The sequence below is a fragment of the Streptomyces sp. NPDC053542 genome (genome assembly GCF_044544685.1).
In the GTDB taxonomy this organism is placed as follows: domain Bacteria; phylum Actinomycetota; class Actinomycetes; order Streptomycetales; family Streptomycetaceae; genus Streptomyces.
The window spans coordinates 74,200-91,798 of sequence record NZ_JBITXL010000002.1 but is presented as its reverse complement, the minus strand read 5'-3'; the positions used below and the strand labels follow the sequence as shown (position 1 = coordinate 91,798).

The 17,599-nt window shown below is 70.2% G+C and carries 15 protein-coding genes; 10 read left to right on the top strand and 5 right to left on the bottom strand.

Translation table 11 applies throughout. The features are described from left to right. Nucleotides 1–103: 103 nt before the first annotated feature. Nucleotides 104–310 (bottom strand): hypothetical protein, encoded by a 207-nt coding sequence (locus tag ACIGXO_RS04705; RefSeq protein WP_399780221.1) that lies wholly within the window; start codon nt 308–310, stop codon nt 104–106. A gap of 425 nt (nt 311–735) precedes the next feature. Here ACIGXO_RS04705 and ACIGXO_RS04700 point away from each other — a divergent pair, with 425 nt between their 5' ends. From ACIGXO_RS04700 to ACIGXO_RS04670, 7 genes are all read left to right on the top strand, one after another. Then, nucleotides 736–1,434, top strand: coding sequence for a DUF4232 domain-containing protein (locus tag ACIGXO_RS04700; RefSeq protein ID WP_399780218.1), 699 nt, complete (start codon nt 736–738; stop codon nt 1,432–1,434). A gap of 1,255 nt (nt 1,435–2,689) precedes the next feature. Continuing rightward, a complete protein-coding gene (locus tag ACIGXO_RS04695; RefSeq protein ID WP_399780215.1) occupies nt 2,690–4,171 on the top strand; it encodes a hypothetical protein in 1,482 nt (493 codons plus the stop codon). 384 nt (nt 4,172–4,555) lie between these two features. Further along, a complete protein-coding gene (locus ACIGXO_RS04690) occupies nt 4,556–6,304 on the top strand; it encodes a sensor histidine kinase (protein ID WP_399780212.1) in 1,749 nt (582 codons plus the stop codon). After that, nucleotides 6,301–6,729 (top strand): roadblock/LC7 domain-containing protein, encoded by a 429-nt coding sequence (locus tag ACIGXO_RS04685; protein ID WP_399780209.1) that lies wholly within the window; start codon nt 6,301–6,303, stop codon nt 6,727–6,729. The genes ACIGXO_RS04690 and ACIGXO_RS04685 overlap by 4 nt, the downstream gene beginning before the upstream one ends. A 2-nt stretch (nt 6,730–6,731) precedes the next feature. Further along, complete coding sequence (locus ACIGXO_RS04680) at nt 6,732–7,109, top strand: DUF742 domain-containing protein (RefSeq protein WP_399780206.1); 378 nt, start codon at nt 6,732–6,734, stop codon at nt 7,107–7,109. After that, nucleotides 7,087–7,746, top strand: coding sequence for a GTP-binding protein (locus ACIGXO_RS04675; RefSeq protein WP_399780204.1), 660 nt, complete (start codon nt 7,087–7,089; stop codon nt 7,744–7,746). The genes ACIGXO_RS04680 and ACIGXO_RS04675 overlap by 23 nt, the downstream gene beginning before the upstream one ends. Continuing rightward, the gene (locus ACIGXO_RS04670) at nt 7,736–8,308 is read left to right on the top strand and encodes a GAF domain-containing protein (RefSeq protein WP_399780202.1); all 573 of its coding nucleotides are present in this window, start codon (nt 7,736–7,738) and stop codon (nt 8,306–8,308) included. Before ACIGXO_RS04675 ends, ACIGXO_RS04670 begins: the two co-directional genes overlap by 11 nt. A 7-nt stretch (nt 8,309–8,315) precedes the next feature. Here ACIGXO_RS04670 and ACIGXO_RS04665 read toward each other — a convergent pair whose 3' ends face one another. Both ACIGXO_RS04665 and ACIGXO_RS04660 read right to left on the bottom strand, forming a co-directional pair. After that, entirely contained in the window at nt 8,316–9,515 is a 1,200-nt protein-coding gene (locus tag ACIGXO_RS04665; RefSeq protein WP_399780199.1) for an acyl-CoA dehydrogenase family protein, read from the bottom strand. A gap of 653 nt (nt 9,516–10,168) precedes the next feature. Next, on the bottom strand, nt 10,169–10,300 hold the full coding sequence (locus ACIGXO_RS04660) for a hypothetical protein (RefSeq protein ID WP_399780196.1): 132 nt from the start codon (nt 10,298–10,300) through the stop codon (nt 10,169–10,171). 130 nt (nt 10,301–10,430) lie between these two features. Here ACIGXO_RS04660 and ACIGXO_RS04655 point away from each other — a divergent pair, with 130 nt between their 5' ends. Beyond that, complete coding sequence (locus ACIGXO_RS04655) at nt 10,431–10,844, top strand: BBE domain-containing protein (protein WP_399780193.1); 414 nt, start codon at nt 10,431–10,433, stop codon at nt 10,842–10,844. 85 nt (nt 10,845–10,929) lie between these two features. Here the strand turns inward: ACIGXO_RS04655 and ACIGXO_RS04650 are convergent, their stop codons facing one another. Next, nucleotides 10,930–11,382: a flavodoxin family protein gene (locus ACIGXO_RS04650; RefSeq protein ID WP_399780190.1), complete on the bottom strand. Its 453-nt coding sequence runs from the start codon at nt 11,380–11,382 to the stop codon at nt 10,930–10,932. Nucleotides 11,383–12,177: 795 nt separating this feature from the next. On the opposite strand from ACIGXO_RS04650, the gene ACIGXO_RS04645 reads away from it, so the two are divergent. Next, complete coding sequence (locus tag ACIGXO_RS04645; protein WP_399781908.1) at nt 12,178–14,055, top strand: ABC transporter ATP-binding protein; 1,878 nt, start codon at nt 12,178–12,180, stop codon at nt 14,053–14,055. A 572-nt stretch (nt 14,056–14,627) separates the two neighbouring features. Continuing rightward, nucleotides 14,628–15,770 (top strand): LCP family protein, encoded by a 1,143-nt coding sequence (locus tag ACIGXO_RS04640; protein WP_399780188.1) that lies wholly within the window; start codon nt 14,628–14,630, stop codon nt 15,768–15,770. A 2-nt stretch (nt 15,771–15,772) separates the two neighbouring features. Here the strand turns inward: ACIGXO_RS04640 and ACIGXO_RS04635 are convergent, their stop codons facing one another. Further along, entirely contained in the window at nt 15,773–17,116 is a 1,344-nt protein-coding gene (locus ACIGXO_RS04635) for a serine/threonine-protein kinase (protein ID WP_399780185.1), read from the bottom strand. Nucleotides 17,117–17,599 lie beyond the last annotated feature (483 nt).

Sequence of the window (17,599 nt, the reverse complement as noted above, 5' to 3'; positions counted from 1 at the left end):
ATCGGCGAGCTCGTCTGGCGAGGGAGTCGCCGGTCTCCACGTCGTGCGAGGTGGCGCACTCACGGGGCGCTGTGGGTGGCGCGCCGCTGACCTTCGGCGAGGGTCAGCGCGGTCGCGCCTCCGCGGCCGCGCGGGCCAATTCCTTCAGCGCCGTCCGTGCCGCGGGCGTGCCCGCCGGGGTCTGCCAGTAGGGATGGGCGGCGATGCTCCGGGACAGTTCCAGCAGCCGGCGGCGGTACGGGGCCACCCCGGTCGATGGGGCGGTGGCGAGCCGACCGTACGTGACGTACCAGTCCGTTTGGGCTGCCAAGAGGTCCGAGGGAATGTCGCGGGGATCCATAGCCAGAGTAGATCGTATGTTCGAATTCCAGGGCAAGCTGGCCGCCAGGGCCGCTTGGGTGATCTTGTGACCGAACGTTTCAGTCGGCCGGTGGAGCGCGAACGGTGCTGCCGGTCGGTGGTGGCCATGGGGGCAGGTGAGACCGGTCGGGGCCGCGTGCGGGCGCCAGATTCACGGTGAGGAACGTCAGGCTGCCCGCGGCTGGGCCGCACCCGGCCGCACTCGGCCGCCCCCGGTCGCACGCGTCCGCACCCGGCCGCACCCGGCCGCGCGCGGTGTGTTTGTGGGACGTGAGTGAGACGTTTCCGGGACGTCAGTGGCCGCGGGAAGAGTGGTGTCCACACCGCGGGAACCAGGTAGCAGGCTCCCGCACGGAAAGCAGGGGGAACCTGATCATGCGTACTTCCCGGATTCGTACCGCCACCCTGGCCGCCGTCACCGCCGCGCTGGCGCTGGGCCTGACCGCCTGCGGCGGTTCCGACGGCGGCTCGAAGGCGGCGGGCGGCGATGACACTGCCGGTACTGCGCAGAGCCGGTCCGCGTCCAGCGGGGAGGGCGCGGGCGGCGACCAGCAGGTCGGCAGCGGCGGTGACGCCAAGGAGGGCGTGCGCTCGGCGGCCGCCTCGGGCGGCACGGAGGAGGTCGCGGGCAAGGACCAGGCGGCCGGCGCCCGGCAGTGCCGCGGGGATGAGATGCTGGTCACCGCGGTGCACCGGTTCGCCGGGGAGCAGGGCGACCATCTGCTGGTCACCGCGTCGAACGAGGGCGCCAAGCCGTGCTGGGTGACCTCGTACCCGGCCGTGAAGCTCGGCGGCGACGTCGACGTGGCCGCATTGCCGCACTCGAAGAAGGACAAGCCGGGCGGGACCAAGCACCTCACGCTCCGGCCCGGCGGCAAGGTGTACAGCGCGGTGAACCTCTTCGACTACGGCTCGGGGCACCACACGGCGCAGGGCTTCGCCCTCGCGCTGCGCGGCGCGGACGGTCACGTCGGCCCCTTCTACTCCGTCGACACCAAGGGTGAGAAGCCGCAGTTCAGCTGGAACGAGGCCGACGTGCTGAACTGGAGCACCGAGAAGCCGTACAACTTCTGACGGCTCGTCGGCCGGTGACGCGTCCGCTCGGGAGCGCCGGGCTTCCCGACGCCGGCGCTGCCCTGCGCATGCCCCTGCCCACACCCTCAACTGGTCAACCAAGGGGACCGTCTCAAGGCGAGCGCCCGTCACGAGGGGGATCGTGACGGGCGCTCGCTGTGTGAAGTCGAAGGCGCCGGGCCTTTTTTCGGGCATGCCGGAAGCGCCTCCAGCTCTAGTACATGATCACCACGCGCCGCGAGGCCGTTCGAGTGCTGCCTCGGCTCGCTCGCGCTGTACTGGGGACTGTTCCGAGAAGGCGAGAGGGGGCATGGAAGCGGTAAGTCAATTACCCGACAGGCCACGGAATTTCAGGCATACTTGACGCGCCTTTCCTTCGCGGGTGGTCGTGGAGCGCAGCCGCTGGGGGAGCTGCCACCACGGGCAGCCGAAGGAGAGGTGCAGTAATGGCGAGTCGGCACAAACCGAATGAGCCAAGCTGGTTGCGGGACCTGTCGGCCCGACTGTTCGCAGCACTCGGTGCACGGGCGCTGTGGGAAGCAGTGCGGCACCTGATCGACTGAGGGTGCAAACAGGCCCAGCGCGCCGTGGGCGCCGTACAAGTTGCGGCGCCCTGCTGCGTACTTATGCCGCGGTCCGCGCTCGGCCCGCATACGGTCCGCATCAATGGCCGTCCACAGGGCGACCGGGTCGCCGCCCTGCCATGCGCACCGGCCGCGCTCATCCAAAGGGGCCGGCGCCCCGCACGCCTCGCGCCCGTCCCGATTCAGGGCCCGCAGCACACGCCGTTCGACGGCAAGGGCGACTCGGTGGCCTGGAGGGGTCTGCTGCACGGTCGAGTGACAGGCATCGGGATGGCATGCCTCAATGCCACGAGGCCGGACCTGCCGGGCCTCGTCACTCCCTTTGCCGGACTTGTCGTCTTCTGGAGTTCGCGGGGGACGAGCGGCTCCTACTTCGGTGAAGTGAAGGGTTGCGTCGGTGACGCGCTGCCGGCTCGGGTGCCGCGGCCTGTCCTGCGTCGTGCTGGGGCGAGGTGGGATGCCGAGCGTATCAATCCCCGAACCTGTGGCCAGGATTTGACGGCGTGTATGCATAATGCTCGGCATGCCGAAGTTGATCTCCGCTGCTCGGGTCGTGCCTGCTCCGACATGGCCGCAGCGGACCCGTGACCAAGGGCGACGACGGACCTGGAATGTTCCATCAGTGAGCCGTGGGGGACTCGCGCCTCTTGCAGAGTGGAGAGTGGGAATCGATGCGCCCCCAGACGCTGTTGCGGGTCTTGCTCACGGAGCGGGGCTGCGGCCATTTCGCCACGTTCGAAGAAGAGTTCACCCGGTCCGCCCGGCAGGCCGCCGTGAAGCTGAACAGGCCGGACCTGGCGACGGTGACCGCCTCGCAGGCCACGTGGAAGCGCTGGCTCTCCGGTGACCAGACCCCGCGAAGTGACGCCGCCGCCGTCCTCGAATTCATGCTCGGGGTCGACGTAGAGACGCTGCTGAGGACCGCGGCGGAGCGCGGTGTCGTGCTACCGGAGATCGCACCCAGTACCGCGCGGGATGCGGCGCGGCTCCTGAATGCCAGGTTCGACACGTCCCATCTGAACCCGATGGGCCGGGTTCCGGGAATGGAGGGCGTCTGGCACCTGGAGGGCCGACGGTTCTTCGACGGCACGTCCGTCGCTGTCCAGATATACGAGGCCACGGAGCAGGACGGCCGAGCCGTCATCGGACCCCATCACCACGCTCACATACATGCCTTCACCCGGGCCACCCGCCGGGCGCTGGTTCTCGGCACCCTCGGCGACGACGGCCTCTACGCCTTGGACGCCGCGCACGCTCGGCGGCAACTGGCGGTCACGGTCGAGACGCTGCCCATTTCGACGCCGTACGAGATGGACGACCTCACGTACGGACTGCTGTGGGCGATGCTGAACCTCGACGACAGCCTGTCGGCCGACGACCATGCGCTGTACGTCGAACAGCAGATGCTGGAACCCTTGTGGGCGCAGCGGCGCTCGGCGATTGCCCGCGCTGCCATACCGGAGCTCACGAATGTCGGCAGCGTGTGGCTCGGTACGTACTTCTGTGCCGAGCACATCATCCGGCGACTGGACGAGGGCACCCGCGCACCGGTCTTCTGGACCCCGGTACGTACGGGTGAGGAGGCTGCGGTCTGGCTGTTCTTCGCCTCCTGGCCGCAATTCCGCCTGGCCCTCCGGGAACGTCTCGCCGACGGGGAGCCCGCCCCCGAGCGGGTGTTCTGCATCCCCGAAGGTGATTCCCGGGCAAGTCAGCCCTACGAGCGGATCCTGATCTGGCTGACGGTGGCCATGATGGAGCGGGACGGTCAGACCACCTGGGTGTGCGTCGAGCCGCAGTACGAGCGGATCGACGGCTTCGTGCTGGTTCCCGGGCGCCGAGTGATATCCGCCAGTTGGTCGGACTCCAGGGGAATTTGGCATGTCGACACCACGGACAGCTTGACCGATGTCAGCGCCTACGCCCAAGTGCTCGACCATGCTCGCAGGCGGAGCGTCACCAGTGGTGACACCTCTGAGAAGCGCCTTCGTTCACTCGCCGACCATCTCGATCTCGACTGGGGCTGGCTGGTGCGGCGCTGCCGCGAACTGGGCGCATACGGCATCGCGGGGATGCTGCGCCCGCGCAGCCGCCTCATCGGTGTCGAGGAACTCGGGCAAGTCCTTTGTTTCGCGGGCGAATTCGACGCCGACTGAGTTACCGGGGACGACGGGGCGGCCGTCGTCCCCGGAACGATGGCAGGGTCGTTTGCGGGTCGTTGCGGGGGCCGCCGGCGGGGGCGGGCGGGTGTCCCGCCGCCCACGCGGCGCGGAGTTGCGCCTCCGGACGTGGGTGATCGTCCGGAGGAGCGGGAAACGACCCCGGAACGACCCTGGGCGCCCGTAGCTCCGCCCTGGTCGGAGCTGAGGAGTTGATGGTTGCTCCAGAAGCCGCTTTGCCACGCGACTGTCACCGTGGACAAGATGCTCGCGAGTCCGAACGAGCCTCCGCCGCCGGGGGTTCGGACGACTGCGGGCGCAATCGGCAGCACGAGCACGTCGACGCGTCGCCTGTCCCTCCGCTCGTATCTGAGGACGACTATGTCTCACTACACGCCGGACGCCACCGCACCTGGCGCCCCGCGCAGCGGCCGCAGGCGCGGCAAGGCCGCTCGGGCCGACCTGAGCACCGAGCGCGGTCTGCGAGAGCGCACCACGATGCTCTCGGTCGCGCCGGCCGGAGCGGTCGCCGCACTCGCCGGCGGAGCGTTCGCTGTCTCCGCGGCGGGCGCGACCGGGCCGCTGGTGTGGGGTGCGGGAGTTTCGGCCGGAGTGTGCTGCGCGGCCGTCCTGGTCGCCGCGCGGCGTGCCGCGCACGGCACCGCGGACGCCATCCACCGGCAGCGTGCCGAGACCGACGCCGCGGTCGGAAAGTGGATCAGCCACCTGAGGCACCTTGCCGCCGAGGGACACAAGAGCGTCACCCGGACAGTGGACCAACTGCGCAGCGGCGAGCGCCCCGAGGAGCCCCCGCCGCTGCCCGAAGCGGCCGGCTCGCCGCATGCCTTCGCCGTACTGGAACACCACTTGCAGCAGCTCCAGCACACAGCGCAGACCGCGGTGATCCATGCGGGTACCCGCCAGCAGGTGGACGCCTTCGTCAACATCTCCCGGCGGCTGCAGATCCTGGTGACACGCGCGCTGAAGCAGCTCGACGACGCCGAGCGGGTCGTCGAGGACCCTGAGCACCTCGACCGGCTCTACGCCATCGACCACCTCGTCACCCGTGTCCACCGGGCGGTGGAGAGCCTGGCGGTCCTCGGTGGCGCGGTGCCCCGGCATTTCACCTCACCGGTCCCGCTGGCCACGGTGCTGCGTCAGGCCGTCGCGGAGATCGAGCATTACCCCCGGGTGCGGGTGCTGCCGCCGCCGTCCGGCTACGAGGTACTCGGCCACTCCGCCGTCGAGATCATCCACCTCATCGCCGAACTCGCCGAGAACGCCACCAAGTTCTCGCCGCCCCGCACCCAGGTGATGATCCGTGCTCAGGTGGCGACCTCCGGCATGGTCGTGGAGATCGAGGACCGCGGTCTCGGCATGTCCGCCGAGGTGCGGGACGAGATGAACCGACTCCTCGCCCAGCCCGAAATGTTCGACGTCGACCGGCAGCTGCAGGACGGGCGTACCGGTCTGTTCGTCGTGGCGAAGATAGCCAGGCGGCGAGGGCTCGTGGTGCAGCTCCAGCAGAACCTCTACGGCGGCACCCAGGCCGTCGTGGTCCTTTCGCACTCGGTGCTCAGCGAATCCCGCGCCCCGCAGCCGCCGATGCAGCACACCGCCCCGGAGCCGCCTCCCGAGCCGGAGGTACCCCGCGCTCCCGCTGCCGCTCCCGCTGCCGCTCCCGCTGCCGCTCCCGCTCCCGCTCCCGCGCCCGCTCCGAACCGGCAGGCGCAGCCCTTGCCCCCCGCCGTGGACCACGCGCGGGCCCACGAGGACCGGGGGGCCCACGAGGACCGGGAGGCCCGCACGGACCGGGAGGCCCGGGGCGCGTCCACGCCGCCCCTTCCTGAGCGGCCGGTGCGGGCCACGCCCCCCACGCCCCCCGCGGCCGCCGAGGACGCCACCGGGCGCCCGCGCCTCGCCCGGCGGAACAAGGAACGCCGTTCCCATCTCACCCCTGAACTTCGCGAGCAGCCGTCGACCGCAGGCTACGGCCACGGCGACTCGATCGACGCAGGGCTGCTCGCCCGCTTCACCGAGGGACTGCAGAGGGCCGAAGAAGCCGACCGGGCCACCCCCGACCCCCCTGTGGCACCCACTCAGCGCACTGATTCCCAGGAGTACCGATGACGACCCAGCCCTCATTCGAGCAGGACCTGGACTGGCTGCTGGCGGACCTCACGGCCCGGGTACCCGCCGTGACCGGCGCCGTCCTGGCCTCCAGCGACGGTGTGATGCGCCACCGCCACGGGCTGGGGCACGACGACGCGGACCGGCTCAGCGCGATCACCACCGGCATGTGTTCGCTCGGCGGCGGTCTCGCCACCATCCAGCAGAACTTCGGCGGGGTGGAGCAGGTCATCGTGCAGGGTGAGGGCGGCTATCTGTTCGTGTCCCGAGCCGGGGTCAACGGCGTACTCGGCGTGCTCACGGACAAGAGCGCGGACGTCGGCATGGTCGGCTACGAGATCGCCATGCTCGTCAAGAGCGTCAGGGGACACCTGGGCACGCCCTCGCGCATCGCCCAGGGGCCCGCCGGCGCTCCGGTCGAATAACCGTGCCGGATTTCGCCGACGAGCCCTGGCTGGCCGAGGACACGGCGCACCTGCGGCTTTACGCACTGACCGGCGGCCGCACCCGACCGGCCCGCGCCCTGGGCCTGGTATCGCGGGTACGGGCCGCCCCCGGACTCGCCCCCGCGACGCTGGACACTCTCGGACCCGAGAGTGTCCAGGTGGTCGAAGTGTGCGGCCGGGAACCGCGTTCGGTCGCGGAGATCGCCGCCCGGCTGGGTATCCCCGTGAACGCCACCAAGATCCTTCTGTCCGATCTGCTCGACTCGCACGTACTCGTCCCCGCGCTTCCCCCGCGAGAAGCGGACGGCAGCGACCCACTCCTCCTGGAGGCGGCACTTGAAGGGCTTCGAAGCCTCTGACGACATCCCCCTGACTGCGCTGAAGATCCTCATCGCAGGAGGGTTCGGGGTGGGCAAGACCACCATGGTCGCCACGGTCAGCGAGATCGCGCCGTTGACCACGGAGGAGACGCTCACCACGGCCAGCGCGGACACCGACAGCCTGGTGGGCGTGGAGAACAAGACCACCACCACGGTGAGCATGGACTTCGGACGCATCACGCTGTGGCGCCAGCAACTGCAACTCCTGCTGTTCGGTACGCCAGGGCAGGACCGCTTCTGGTTCATGTGGGACGACCTCGCCCACGGCTCCATCGGCGCGGTGGTGCTCGCCGACACCCGGCGTCTGGACTCCTGTTTCAACGCCGTGGAGTTCTTCGAGGACCGCGGTGTGCCCTTCGTCGTGGCGGTCAACGAGTTCGACACCGCGCACCGCTACACGCCCGAGGAAGTACAGGGCGCGCTGGAGCTGAGTCCCGAGGTTCCGGTCATCATGTTCGACGCGCGCGCCCCGTTCTCCGCCCGACAGGTCCTGATCCGCCTCGTGGAGTACGCGCTCACCGTCTCCCTCCGCTCCTCGCGGCAGGCCGATGACCCCCACACTTCGCATGTCACCCCCACCGAATCCTTCGACGGGAACCTTCACCGTGCCCTTTGACACAGAAACGGGCCTGCACGTGCCCGCCCCCGACACCGAACTCGCCGCCCGCGCCGCACGGCTCGCCGAACTCGGGCTGGGCGAGGCGGACAGCGACCTCGACGCCCTCGCCGCCGAGCTCGCCGAGGCGGCAGGCACCCCGTACGCGATGGTCAACCTCATCACCGACCAGCAGTTCTTCGCGGGCCTGCACACACCGCAGGGCGTGCCCAACACCCTGGGCCCGTACGACGCGATGAGCGGGCCCGAGGTCGGCCGGGTGATGGCGCGCGACCACGGCTACTGCCCCGAGGTCATCAGCCGCCGCATCCCGCTCGTCCTGCCGGACGTGTACGCGGCGCCCCGCTTCGCGGGCAACCCCGTGGTCGACGAACTGGGCATCCGCGTGTACCTGGGGGCGCCGCTCATCGATGAGGAGACCGGCATCGCCCTGGGCACCGTGTGCGCGGTCGGCACCGAGCCGCGCCCGCTGGCCACCGCGCGCGGCTCCCTCGGCCTGATCAAGAGCTTCCGCGACCAGGCCATGGACCGCATCTACGAAGCCGCGCGTTCCCGCCCGTGATGCCGTCCTACACGGCCGCCGCTTCGGTGACGAACGGAGCGGCGAGCCGGCTGGACCAGTCGCTGCGCGAGGTGCCGAGCGCGACCTCGGCGAGGCGGTACAGCTGGACGTCGGACGTGCCGGCGGGGGCGTAGATGTGCGAGGCGTCCCGGGCGAACCGCTCGACGGGCCGGTCGGGGAACAGGCCGCACGCGGCATGGATCTCCATCGCCGACCGTGCCGAGTCGATGGCGGACTCCACATTGAGGTACTTGGCGTTCATCAGTTCCGCGTCGCACGGGAGGCCGGAGTCCAGCAGATGCACGGCGTGGTAGGCGGCCAGGCGCGCGGTCATCAGCCGGTGCTGCATGAGTCCGAGCTTCTGCTTGACCGTGGGCACCGCGCTGAGCGGTTTGCCGTAGCGCTGCTGCCCGGCCGCGTACCGGGTCGTCTCCTCCACCAGCGCCTGATGAATGCCGAGCGAAACGGCGGTCAGATTCGGCCTGCCGTACAGCACGCTGGAGGAGTACGCCACATCGAGTCCGCGGCCCTCGCCGCCGAGCAGATTCTCGGCGGGGACCCGGCACTCGTCGTAGCGGATCTCGCCGAAGCTGAACCCGTGCAGGCCCATCGCGGGCTGGTGCGGGGCCAGCGAGAAGCCGGGTCTGTCGGATTCCACGAGGAACGCCGAGAGGCCGCTCGACCCCTCCCCGGTCCGTACGACCACGCCGTGCAGATCGCCGACGTGACTGTTGCCGACGAACACCTTGCGGCCATTGAGGACGTACTCGTCGCCCTCCCGCCGGGCCGTCGACTCCATGCCGAGCACGTGCCCACCGGACTGGGGCTCGGTCACCGCGATCGTCGGCAGGCAGTCGCCGGCCGCGACCGCGGGCAGCCACTTCCGCTTCTGCCGCTCGTCACCGAAGTGAATGATCTTGGCCACGCCCAGTTGCGATGCCTGCACCATGGCGCCCATGGCCCCGCTGACCCGGGACAGCTCCTCGATGATGACGGTCTTCGCCAAGTGGCCCAGCCCCATCCCGCCGTATGCCGGGTCGATGGTGACGCCGAGCCAGCCCTCCTTGGCGATGAGACGGGACAGCTCGTGCTCCACGGACCGGGATGCCTCCATGTCCGCTATCCGGGGCGCCACCTTCGCCTCGGCGAAGGAACGGATCTCCGCCCGCAACGTTTCGTGACGCTCCGTCATGAAATAGCTGTCCATCTGCAACCCTTCCCTACATGCAGGCCGCTTGGACCCCGCCCCCGCGCCGGACGGCGCGGGACCCGGTCGGCCTTCCGGTGGACATACGAAAATCAGGAACCCGTGACGATGGCGCACAGTCGATCGCGGTCCGCCCACCACGCGCGGTGGCGTGGGCGGCACGGCCATCCGAGGGCTCGTCGGACAGAAGGAGGCAGACGCGTTCACCCAGGGCGGCGTAGCGCTGCTGCTCGGCGCCGATCCGTCATCCGGCAGGACCTCCCCGACAGGAGGCGCCGGGCGGATGAGGGCGGGGCGCGCCGGTACGCTCGGCGCGGACCTGCGCGCCGACGACGCGCACGCGGATCGCGTATCGCCCCACACTCGCTCCCGTGGTCGGGTTGGCACATTCGATGGCCACAGGGTGTGACCACTGCCGGAACAGTTGGATGGCCCTGCCCCTGAGCGCTTCTTTGCACCCCGGAGAAGGACCTGTCTCTACGGTGACGATCTGTCGGCCGGTTTTCACTACATGTCCGGGGTCGTTTCAGGGTCGTTCTCGACAGCCGAGCCCGCGACCTGCGCAGGCCGGTACTCCTCCGGCAGCCGCCGTCCGCGCTGGCCCGGTCCGGCCGAAGGTGGCCTTCGTACCGGAAAGGTCCTACGCCTTGACCTCATTTGTGGTGGCCCGTGACCGGAGGGGCGACGGCGAAGACGAGTCGGGTGCCGGCGTCGATGACGAGTCGGGTGCCGACGTCGATGACGACCTGGCGGTTGGTCAGGTACCAGTAGTTCTTCGACCGCACCGGGGAGCCCTGGAACCCATCGGCCCCACCACCATGGACAACGACAACGTCGCCCAACTGCGGGACCCTTCCGCTGGAGTGCCATGCCTCCAAGTCCCTTGTTCCCGACCGGTGGTTGAGCGCGGACACGGTGAGCGCCATCACCGAGTGGGCCCGCACCTGGCGGCCCGGCCCGGCCCGGGCCGGCGGCTATGTGACGCTCTTCGCCATGGGCGGCTCCGGCAATGCGCCCCGCCCCCACGAGACCGCCTACCCCCACCGCGGCGCCACCTTCGTGATCGACGTCGGCACCCAATGGAAGCCCGGCACCGCCCCCGCCGACGTGGCCGCCCTGCTGGCACAGACCCGCACCATGCACCGCACGCTCCGCGACCATCTGCACACCGACGCGGCCTATGTGAACTTCCCCGACCCGGACCTGCGAGGCTGGCAACACGCCTACTACGGCGCCAACTACGAGCGCCTGGTCCAGGTCAAGCGCCGGTACGACCCGGCCGGCCTGTTCCGCTACGCACAGGCCATTGGGGGACCCGAGAGCCGATAACGAGCTTCGTGGCCGTCTTCGGCCCCCGCACCCACGTGGCACCCGCGACCGTGGCGGAAGGACAACGGGCCCGTCAGGCGTACAGCTAGGGCATGAGACCGGCCGCGATCGTGGCGCCGAGGTTCCAGCAGGCTTCGCTGTCGGCCTTGTCCGGCTCCCCGGTGACCAGCACGTTCTCGGCGGCCTTGGTCCAGCCCAGCCCCGTGGTGATGGACTCCACGCCGCGGACGGCGCCCGTGGTGTCGTTGTTGCCGTGCACGTAGAGGCCGTACGGGCGGCCCCGGGTGGCGTCGAGGCACGGGTAGTAGACCGTGTCGAAGAAGACCTTGAGCGCGCCGCTCATCATGCCGAGGTTGGCCGGAGTCCCGAGGATGTACGCGTCCGCCTCCAGCGCGTCGGAGATCGTGGCACCGAGCGCGGGCCTGCGCACGACCTCGACACCCTCGATCTCCTCCGTGGTGGCACCCGCGACGACGGCTTCGAACATGGCCTGCACGTTGGGCGAGGGCGTGTGGTGAACGATCAGGAGTTTTCGCACGGGACGAGGCTGCCGGGACGATGGCCCCGGCGCAACTCCCGTCCGCCCGCGAGCCGCCCTCCGTCCGGTCATCAACCCAAGGGCCCGCCCTGCAGCCCGAACGCCTCGCGCAGCGGCGTGCTGCGTGGAACGGCGATGGAGCTCCTGCTGAGCGGTGTGCCGATCGGCCTGGGCTTGATTGATCCACGTGGTCACCACGGCGGGGTCGGGCCCCGCTCCGCGCCCGGTCGTCAGATGTTTTCGTCGGGGACGGCTGCCCGGGAGCGGCGGCGGGCAATCCCCCGCCAGGGTGACCCGACACCGTTCGAATGACCCGCAGAGTCAGCAACGGCCGTACATCGGGCCAGAAGCGCACATCAGAACACGTGTTCGCTGTATACCCGTTACCCGGCCCTTCCCAAGGCCGTTTCTGGAGCACCTGTACCCCTCGCCCATCCCTACGGAGGACGCCTTGGCGCTTGCCCCTGTTCATATGTCCGGACCGGCCGGAATCGAACGGCTCCGTGGTGGCGTGCCGCCGGCGCCCAGGAGGTGGCGCCGCCTTGACGCCGGAGTGAACCCTGCGGCCGGCGGGGCGTGGTCGGCATGAACAAGCCGCCGCAGGAACCCCGAACGGGCACCGCACGCAGCTCGCGCAACGGCCACGCCCCGCCGGCCGAGCCGTCCGGGTCCGGCCAAGACCGGTCCGCGGAAAGAACCAGCGGCCTCGGCGCTTCGCCGGAAGACGGGGCGAAGGTGCCCCGGCAGACCACGCACGACACCGCAGAAGCAGAGAACGGTGCCGGCGGCGCGGAGATGCGGTACGTGGATCTGACCGGGAGCCGTGAGGCCGCCGGCAGGTCGATCCGGCTGATGGACATGGCCCGGCGTCTGCCCCGGCTCGTCCGACGCTCCCTGGCACTGGCCTGGCGGGTGGACCGGCCGGCGACCGTAGGGCTCCTGGTCTGCCAGGCCCTCTCGGGCATCATGCAGGCGATGGGACTGGTCGCGATCAGCGGCACCCTGACCGCGCTGCTGTCCGGTGGAGATGGCGATGTCTATCAGCGGTTGCTGGAGGCGTGGCCGTCCGTGGCGCTCCTCGCCGGGGCCGCCGGTGCGCGCGCGGTCATGGGGATCATCGTGAACTGGCTCTCCTCCCGGCTGTCTCCGCTGATGACGCGCGAGGCCGAGCAGATGCTGCTCGACGGCTGCACCGAAGTGGAACTGAGCGCCTACGACGAACCGGACTTCAACCGCGACCGCGAGGCCGCCGACCGGGGCGCCCAGGTCACCGGGGACCTGATCAACGAGGGGCAGGATCTGATCGCCTCCTCCGCCTCCTTCCTCGCCGGAGCAGTCGTCCTGGCCGGCGTTCACCCGGTGCTGCTGCCGCTCCTGGTGGCCGCCAGCCTGCCGCAGGCCGTCTCCCAGATCAGCGCCGCCAGGGTGCGCTACCTGGCCAACCTGCGCAGCAACGGTGACAACCGGATGCTGTCCGTACTGCGCTGGCACATCTACACCCGCGATGCCGCCGACCAGATCCGCGCCGGGACCATGGCCTCCTTCCTGTCCGGCCGATACCGGCGCACGGTCTCCCGCATCAACCACGAGGACCGCGCCGCCGCCGACCAGGGAGCCCGGTACTCCCTGGTGGGCGCGGTCTGCGGCGGGCTGGGCTCGGCGATCGTGTGGGCAGCGGTGGTATGGCTGCTGGCCACCGGCCGCATCAGTGTGGGCCGGGCCGGCGCGGCCGTGTTCGCCCTGCAGACGGCGGGCCAGTCCGTGCGCGGGCTCGTGGCCATCGGGTCCCGGGCGGTGCGCACCGGGCTGTACATGGACGACTGGACCGGCTTCCTGGACCGGGCCGGTGGGTTCCGTATGCAACGCGGCAACCACCGCCCCGAACCGCCGGAGAAGATCGAGATCAAGTCGCTCTCCCACCGCTACGCGGGCAAGGGCCGCAACGCGCTGTCCGGCCTCTCGCTCACGCTGCACCGTGGCGAGGTGACCGCGCTGGTGGGCCTCAACGGATCGGGCAAGTCAACGCTGTCCAAGCTGGTCAGCGGCCTGTATCTGCCGACCGAGGGGGAGGTGCTGTGGGACGGCGTCAGCACCCGGGACGCCGACCCGCAAGCGCTGTGGAAGCAAGTAGCGCTGGTGCCCCAGGAGTACGCCCGGTGGCCCCTGACAGCGCGGGAGAACGTCACGCTCGGACAGCCCTCGCCGCGCGGGGATTCGGCGGTCCACGCAGCCTGCGAGGCCGCCGGCGCGGACGCGGTCATCGCCACGCTCGGCGCCGGCCTGGACACCCTGCTCGCCCGGGAGTGGCTCAGCGGGGAGGAACTGAGCGGCGGGCAGTGGCAGCGCATCGCTCTGGCAAGGGCCTTCTTCCGCGAAGCCGGGCTTCTGGTCCTCGACGAGCCGACCGCCAACCTCGACCCACCGACCGAGTACCAGATCTTCCAGCGGCTGCGGGATCTGGCGCAGGACCGCGTGGTGTTGCTGGTGACCCACCGCATCACCAACGTCGCTGTCGCCGACCGGATCGTGGTCCTCGACGAGGGACGCATCGTGCAAGAAGGCACCTACCAGGAACTCGCCTGCCGGCCGGGCCACTTCCAGCAGTTGCTGTCCTACCAGGTCACCTCCGACACCGCCCGGAGCGAAGGCACTCAGGACCCGGCGCACACCTGAGCCGCCCATCATCCGGTCCGGTGTCGAAGGTGAAATGGCGATGAAGGCGATGAAGGCGATGAAGGTAATGAAGGTAATGAGCTGGAAGGGTAAAGCGCCGGGCCGTGCGTTACCCCAATGACGGCATGCCGCAAAATGCCCCATTCGATACCAGTGCAAATCACGGATCCTGCTGTACCTGCTCGACGCGAATCAGGCGAACCCCTTCGTCGACTTCGTGCACGGCATGGCCGACTGGCTCGCCGGCTGGTCGCAGGACACCCTGAGTGCAGCCGCTGCGCGCGCACCCGCCCCGTACCGGTGGCCGGCGGCACGCAGCGGTAACACGATCAGCTCCCGCGGCGCTGAGGGAGATGCAGGGCGCGTGGGCGTACCTCACGGGAATTGCATTGCCGCCCTTGTCCGAATTCTCGTGATCGACCACGAGTGTCGGTTCAGGTGCTTCGCCGGACAAATGGCAGGACATCGCTGGGAGTCCTTTTGGTGAAGCGTGCATCGAATCGGAAACACTTCAGCGGCGCCGCGGTCCTCGATTTGCGTTCAGGGGTACCGAAGAATGCAGACTGCCGGGCATGAATCAGAGGCCCGACGGCAGGAACGTCGATTTTCAGCACCGGTATGAGCGCGCGTACGCCCCGCCTCGTCCGGACGCGGCGCGTGGCATGGCGCCGCAGCGGCCGGTGGTGCCGCCGCAGCCACGGGGCGGCGGTCCGTACTACGCCGGGCCACCTCCCCGCCGGGGCGGCAAGTTCAAGCGGATTCTGATATCCGTCCTTGTGATCCTGCTCGTCGTGTCGGTCGGCACGTACTTCTGGGCCGACTCCAAGCTGCGCAAGGAGGCCGACCTCAGTACGGTCATCGACCGCCCCGAGGAGGGCGACGGCACCAACTACCTGATCGTCGGCTCCGACAGCCGCGAGGGGATGTCCGCGCAGCAGCGCAAGGACCTGCACACCGGCGGCAGCGCCGAGGCCGGCAAGCGAACCGACTCGATGATGATCCTGCACGTCGGCTCCAACGGCCCGACGCTGATCTCTCTGCCCCGCGACTCGAACGTCACCATCCCGGAGTTCCAGGGCTCCGAGTCCGGCAAGATGCGGCCCGCGATGGGCCCCAACAAGCTCAACGCCGCGTACGCCTACGACGGCCCCCAGCTGTTGACCCGCACGGTCGAGTACAACACCGGACTGCACATCGATCACTACGCCGAGATCGGCTTCACCGGCTTCGCCGGCATCGTGGACGCCATGGGCGGCGTCGAGATGAACATCGAAAAGGGCTTCAAGGACGACAAGTCCGGCGCCGACTTCGAGGCCGGCCGGCAGACCCTGAACGGTCAGCAGTCCCTGGCGTTCGTCCGCTCCCGCTACGCCTTCACCGGCAGCGACCTGGACCGCACCAAGAACCAGCAGAAGTTCCTCGCCGCGCTCGCGAACCAGGCGGCCGCGCCCGGCACCCTGCTCAACCCGTTCGAGCTCTACCCCGTCATGGGCGCGGGCCTGGACACCCTGATCGTCGACAAGGACATGAACCCCTACCTGCTCGGCAAGATGTTCCTCGCCATGAAGGACGTCAACAGCGGCGCGGGCAAGTCGATGAACATGCCGGTGTCCGGCAGCGTCGGCGGCAACCTCCAGTGGGACCAGGCCAAGGTCAAGCAGCTCGTGAACGAGCTCAAGAACGACGAGAAGGTCACGGTCACCAGCGACCAGTGAGCCTACTGGCCGGGCCCCGTCACGCCGTCGCGGTGCTTCCCCGCCCCCTCCGCGGCCTTGCCCTGCCCTCCCGTGTGCTGCCCGCGCGTCTCGCCGCTCGCCTTGCGCGCTTCCTTCTCGGCCCGCTTCCGCTCTTTTGCCGCCTGCCGGGCTGCCTTGCCGTGCGGGAGTGCGGACCCCGGTGCGGCAGGCCGCGTGCGCGGCTGGTCCACGGGCCCGACCGGCTGTGGTCCGGCGCTGCGGCGCTGCCCGGATGCGGATGCGGATGCAGATGCGGATGGCGAGGGCGCGGACGCGGGCGTGGTGGATTCGGTGGTGCGGGGCGGAGCGCCCGCCGTGGCGCCGCTGCGGGGGAGGAGGGCGTAGCCCGTTGCGGTCGTTGCCGCGATCAGTGCGGCCGCCGCGAGGCCGGTGAGTGCGGCCCTGCGCCGCGCGCGGCCGGTCCCGCTCGTCAGCGTTTGCGTGGCATGTGCGGCATGTACTGCCGTCGGCTCGGCGGGCGTTCGCACGCCGTGGCGCGGCGGGTCGGCGTCCACGCCCGGGGCGCCGAGAGACCGGGCGGCCTCCGCGGCGGTCGGGCGCGCGGCGGGGTCCTTGGCCAGCATCCGCAGCACCAGTTCCTCGACCGCGGCCGGTACCTCCGCGCGATGCTGCCGGGGCGGTACGGGCGCGGCGCCGACGTGTTGGTACATCACAACGGCCGGCACGTCGTCCGTGGCGTACGGCGGCCGTCCGCAGAGCATTTCGTACAGCACACAGCCCAGCGCGTACACATCCGCCTCCGGGCCTGCCGAGCGGCCCATGCCGCGCTCGGGTGCCAGGTACGCGAGGGTGCCCAGCACCTGCCCGGTGGTGGTGAGCGCGGAGGCGGCGGCGCCGGTGGCGCGGGCGATCCCGAAGTCCGCCACCTTCACACCGTCACCCGAGAGCAGCAGATTTCCGGGCTTGATGTCGCGGTGCACCACCCCGGCGCGGTGCGCGGCGGCCAGCCCGGCCGCGGCCTGTCCTGCGATCCGGCACGCCTCGTCGATCTCCAGCGGCCCGTCGCGCTCGGCCAGAGCGTCGCGGAGGCTGTGGCCTTCCACCAGCTCCATGACGAGGTAGCAGCGGTCTTCGTACTCGTCCTCGCCGAAGTCGTAGACCGCCAGGACGTGCGGGTGGTTCAGGGCGGCCGCGGTGCGCGCCTCCTGGCGGAACCGTTCCACCGCCTGGGGTACCGCGGTCCGCTCCAGCAGCAGCTTGACCGCGACCTCGCGGCCGAGCGTGGTGTCCTCGGCCCGCCACACCTCGCCCATTCCGCCGCGGCCCAGCACCTCCAGCAGCCGATACCGGTCTGCGGTGAGCACGTACCCACACCACCCTCCGTCGGATCCGACACCGTGCAGGGGGGCCAGGGTACCCAGCATGATCACAACATCGACCCGGGCATCGGAAACAGTGAGACCGGCGCGGGCGGAGCCATCGGGGGGATTCCACCCCGCCCGCGCCGGGGGCGGATCCGCAGGCACGGGGGGCGACCGTCGGATCCGCACACGCCGATGACCAGTCGGCGCTCTCCTCCACCTGCGCCACCAGGCGAACATTTGTCACACCGCGCGACCGGGGCGGGCCAGGAATGCAGGGGGCCGGGAATGAGGAATCCGGGCGCCCGAAATGAGGAATTTCGCCCTGCATGCCGGACGGATCGCTCGGCCGAGTAACGCGGCAGCACCCGTGCGACGCAGAGCTGGGTACGGGCGCGACCTTCGGCCCGTACGCGATCACGGCCAGGGTGACTCCTGTGGGGGGTGGCTGCCCTGGCTGTGATCGCTCTTCCCTGCCGTCGAGGC

Bases quoted from the DNA above. Each gene is read 5' to 3' on its own strand.
- ACIGXO_RS04685 (WP_399780209.1), top strand. From the start codon at position 6,301: ATGACGACCCAGCCCTCATTCGAGCAGGACCTGGACTGGCTGCTGGCG.
- ACIGXO_RS04665 (WP_399780199.1), bottom strand. From the start codon at position 9,515: ATGGACAGCTATTTCATGACGGAGCGTCACGAAACGTTGCGGGCGGAG.
- ACIGXO_RS04645 (WP_399781908.1), top strand. From the start codon at position 12,178: ATGCGGTACGTGGATCTGACCGGGAGCCGTGAGGCCGCCGGCAGGTCG.
- ACIGXO_RS04640 (WP_399780188.1), top strand. From the start codon at position 14,628: ATGAATCAGAGGCCCGACGGCAGGAACGTCGATTTTCAGCACCGGTAT.
- ACIGXO_RS04690 (WP_399780212.1), top strand. From the start codon at position 4,556: ATGTCTCACTACACGCCGGACGCCACCGCACCTGGCGCCCCGCGCAGC.
- ACIGXO_RS04700 (WP_399780218.1), top strand. From the start codon at position 736: ATGCGTACTTCCCGGATTCGTACCGCCACCCTGGCCGCCGTCACCGCC.
- ACIGXO_RS04695 (WP_399780215.1), top strand. From the start codon at position 2,690: ATGCGCCCCCAGACGCTGTTGCGGGTCTTGCTCACGGAGCGGGGCTGC.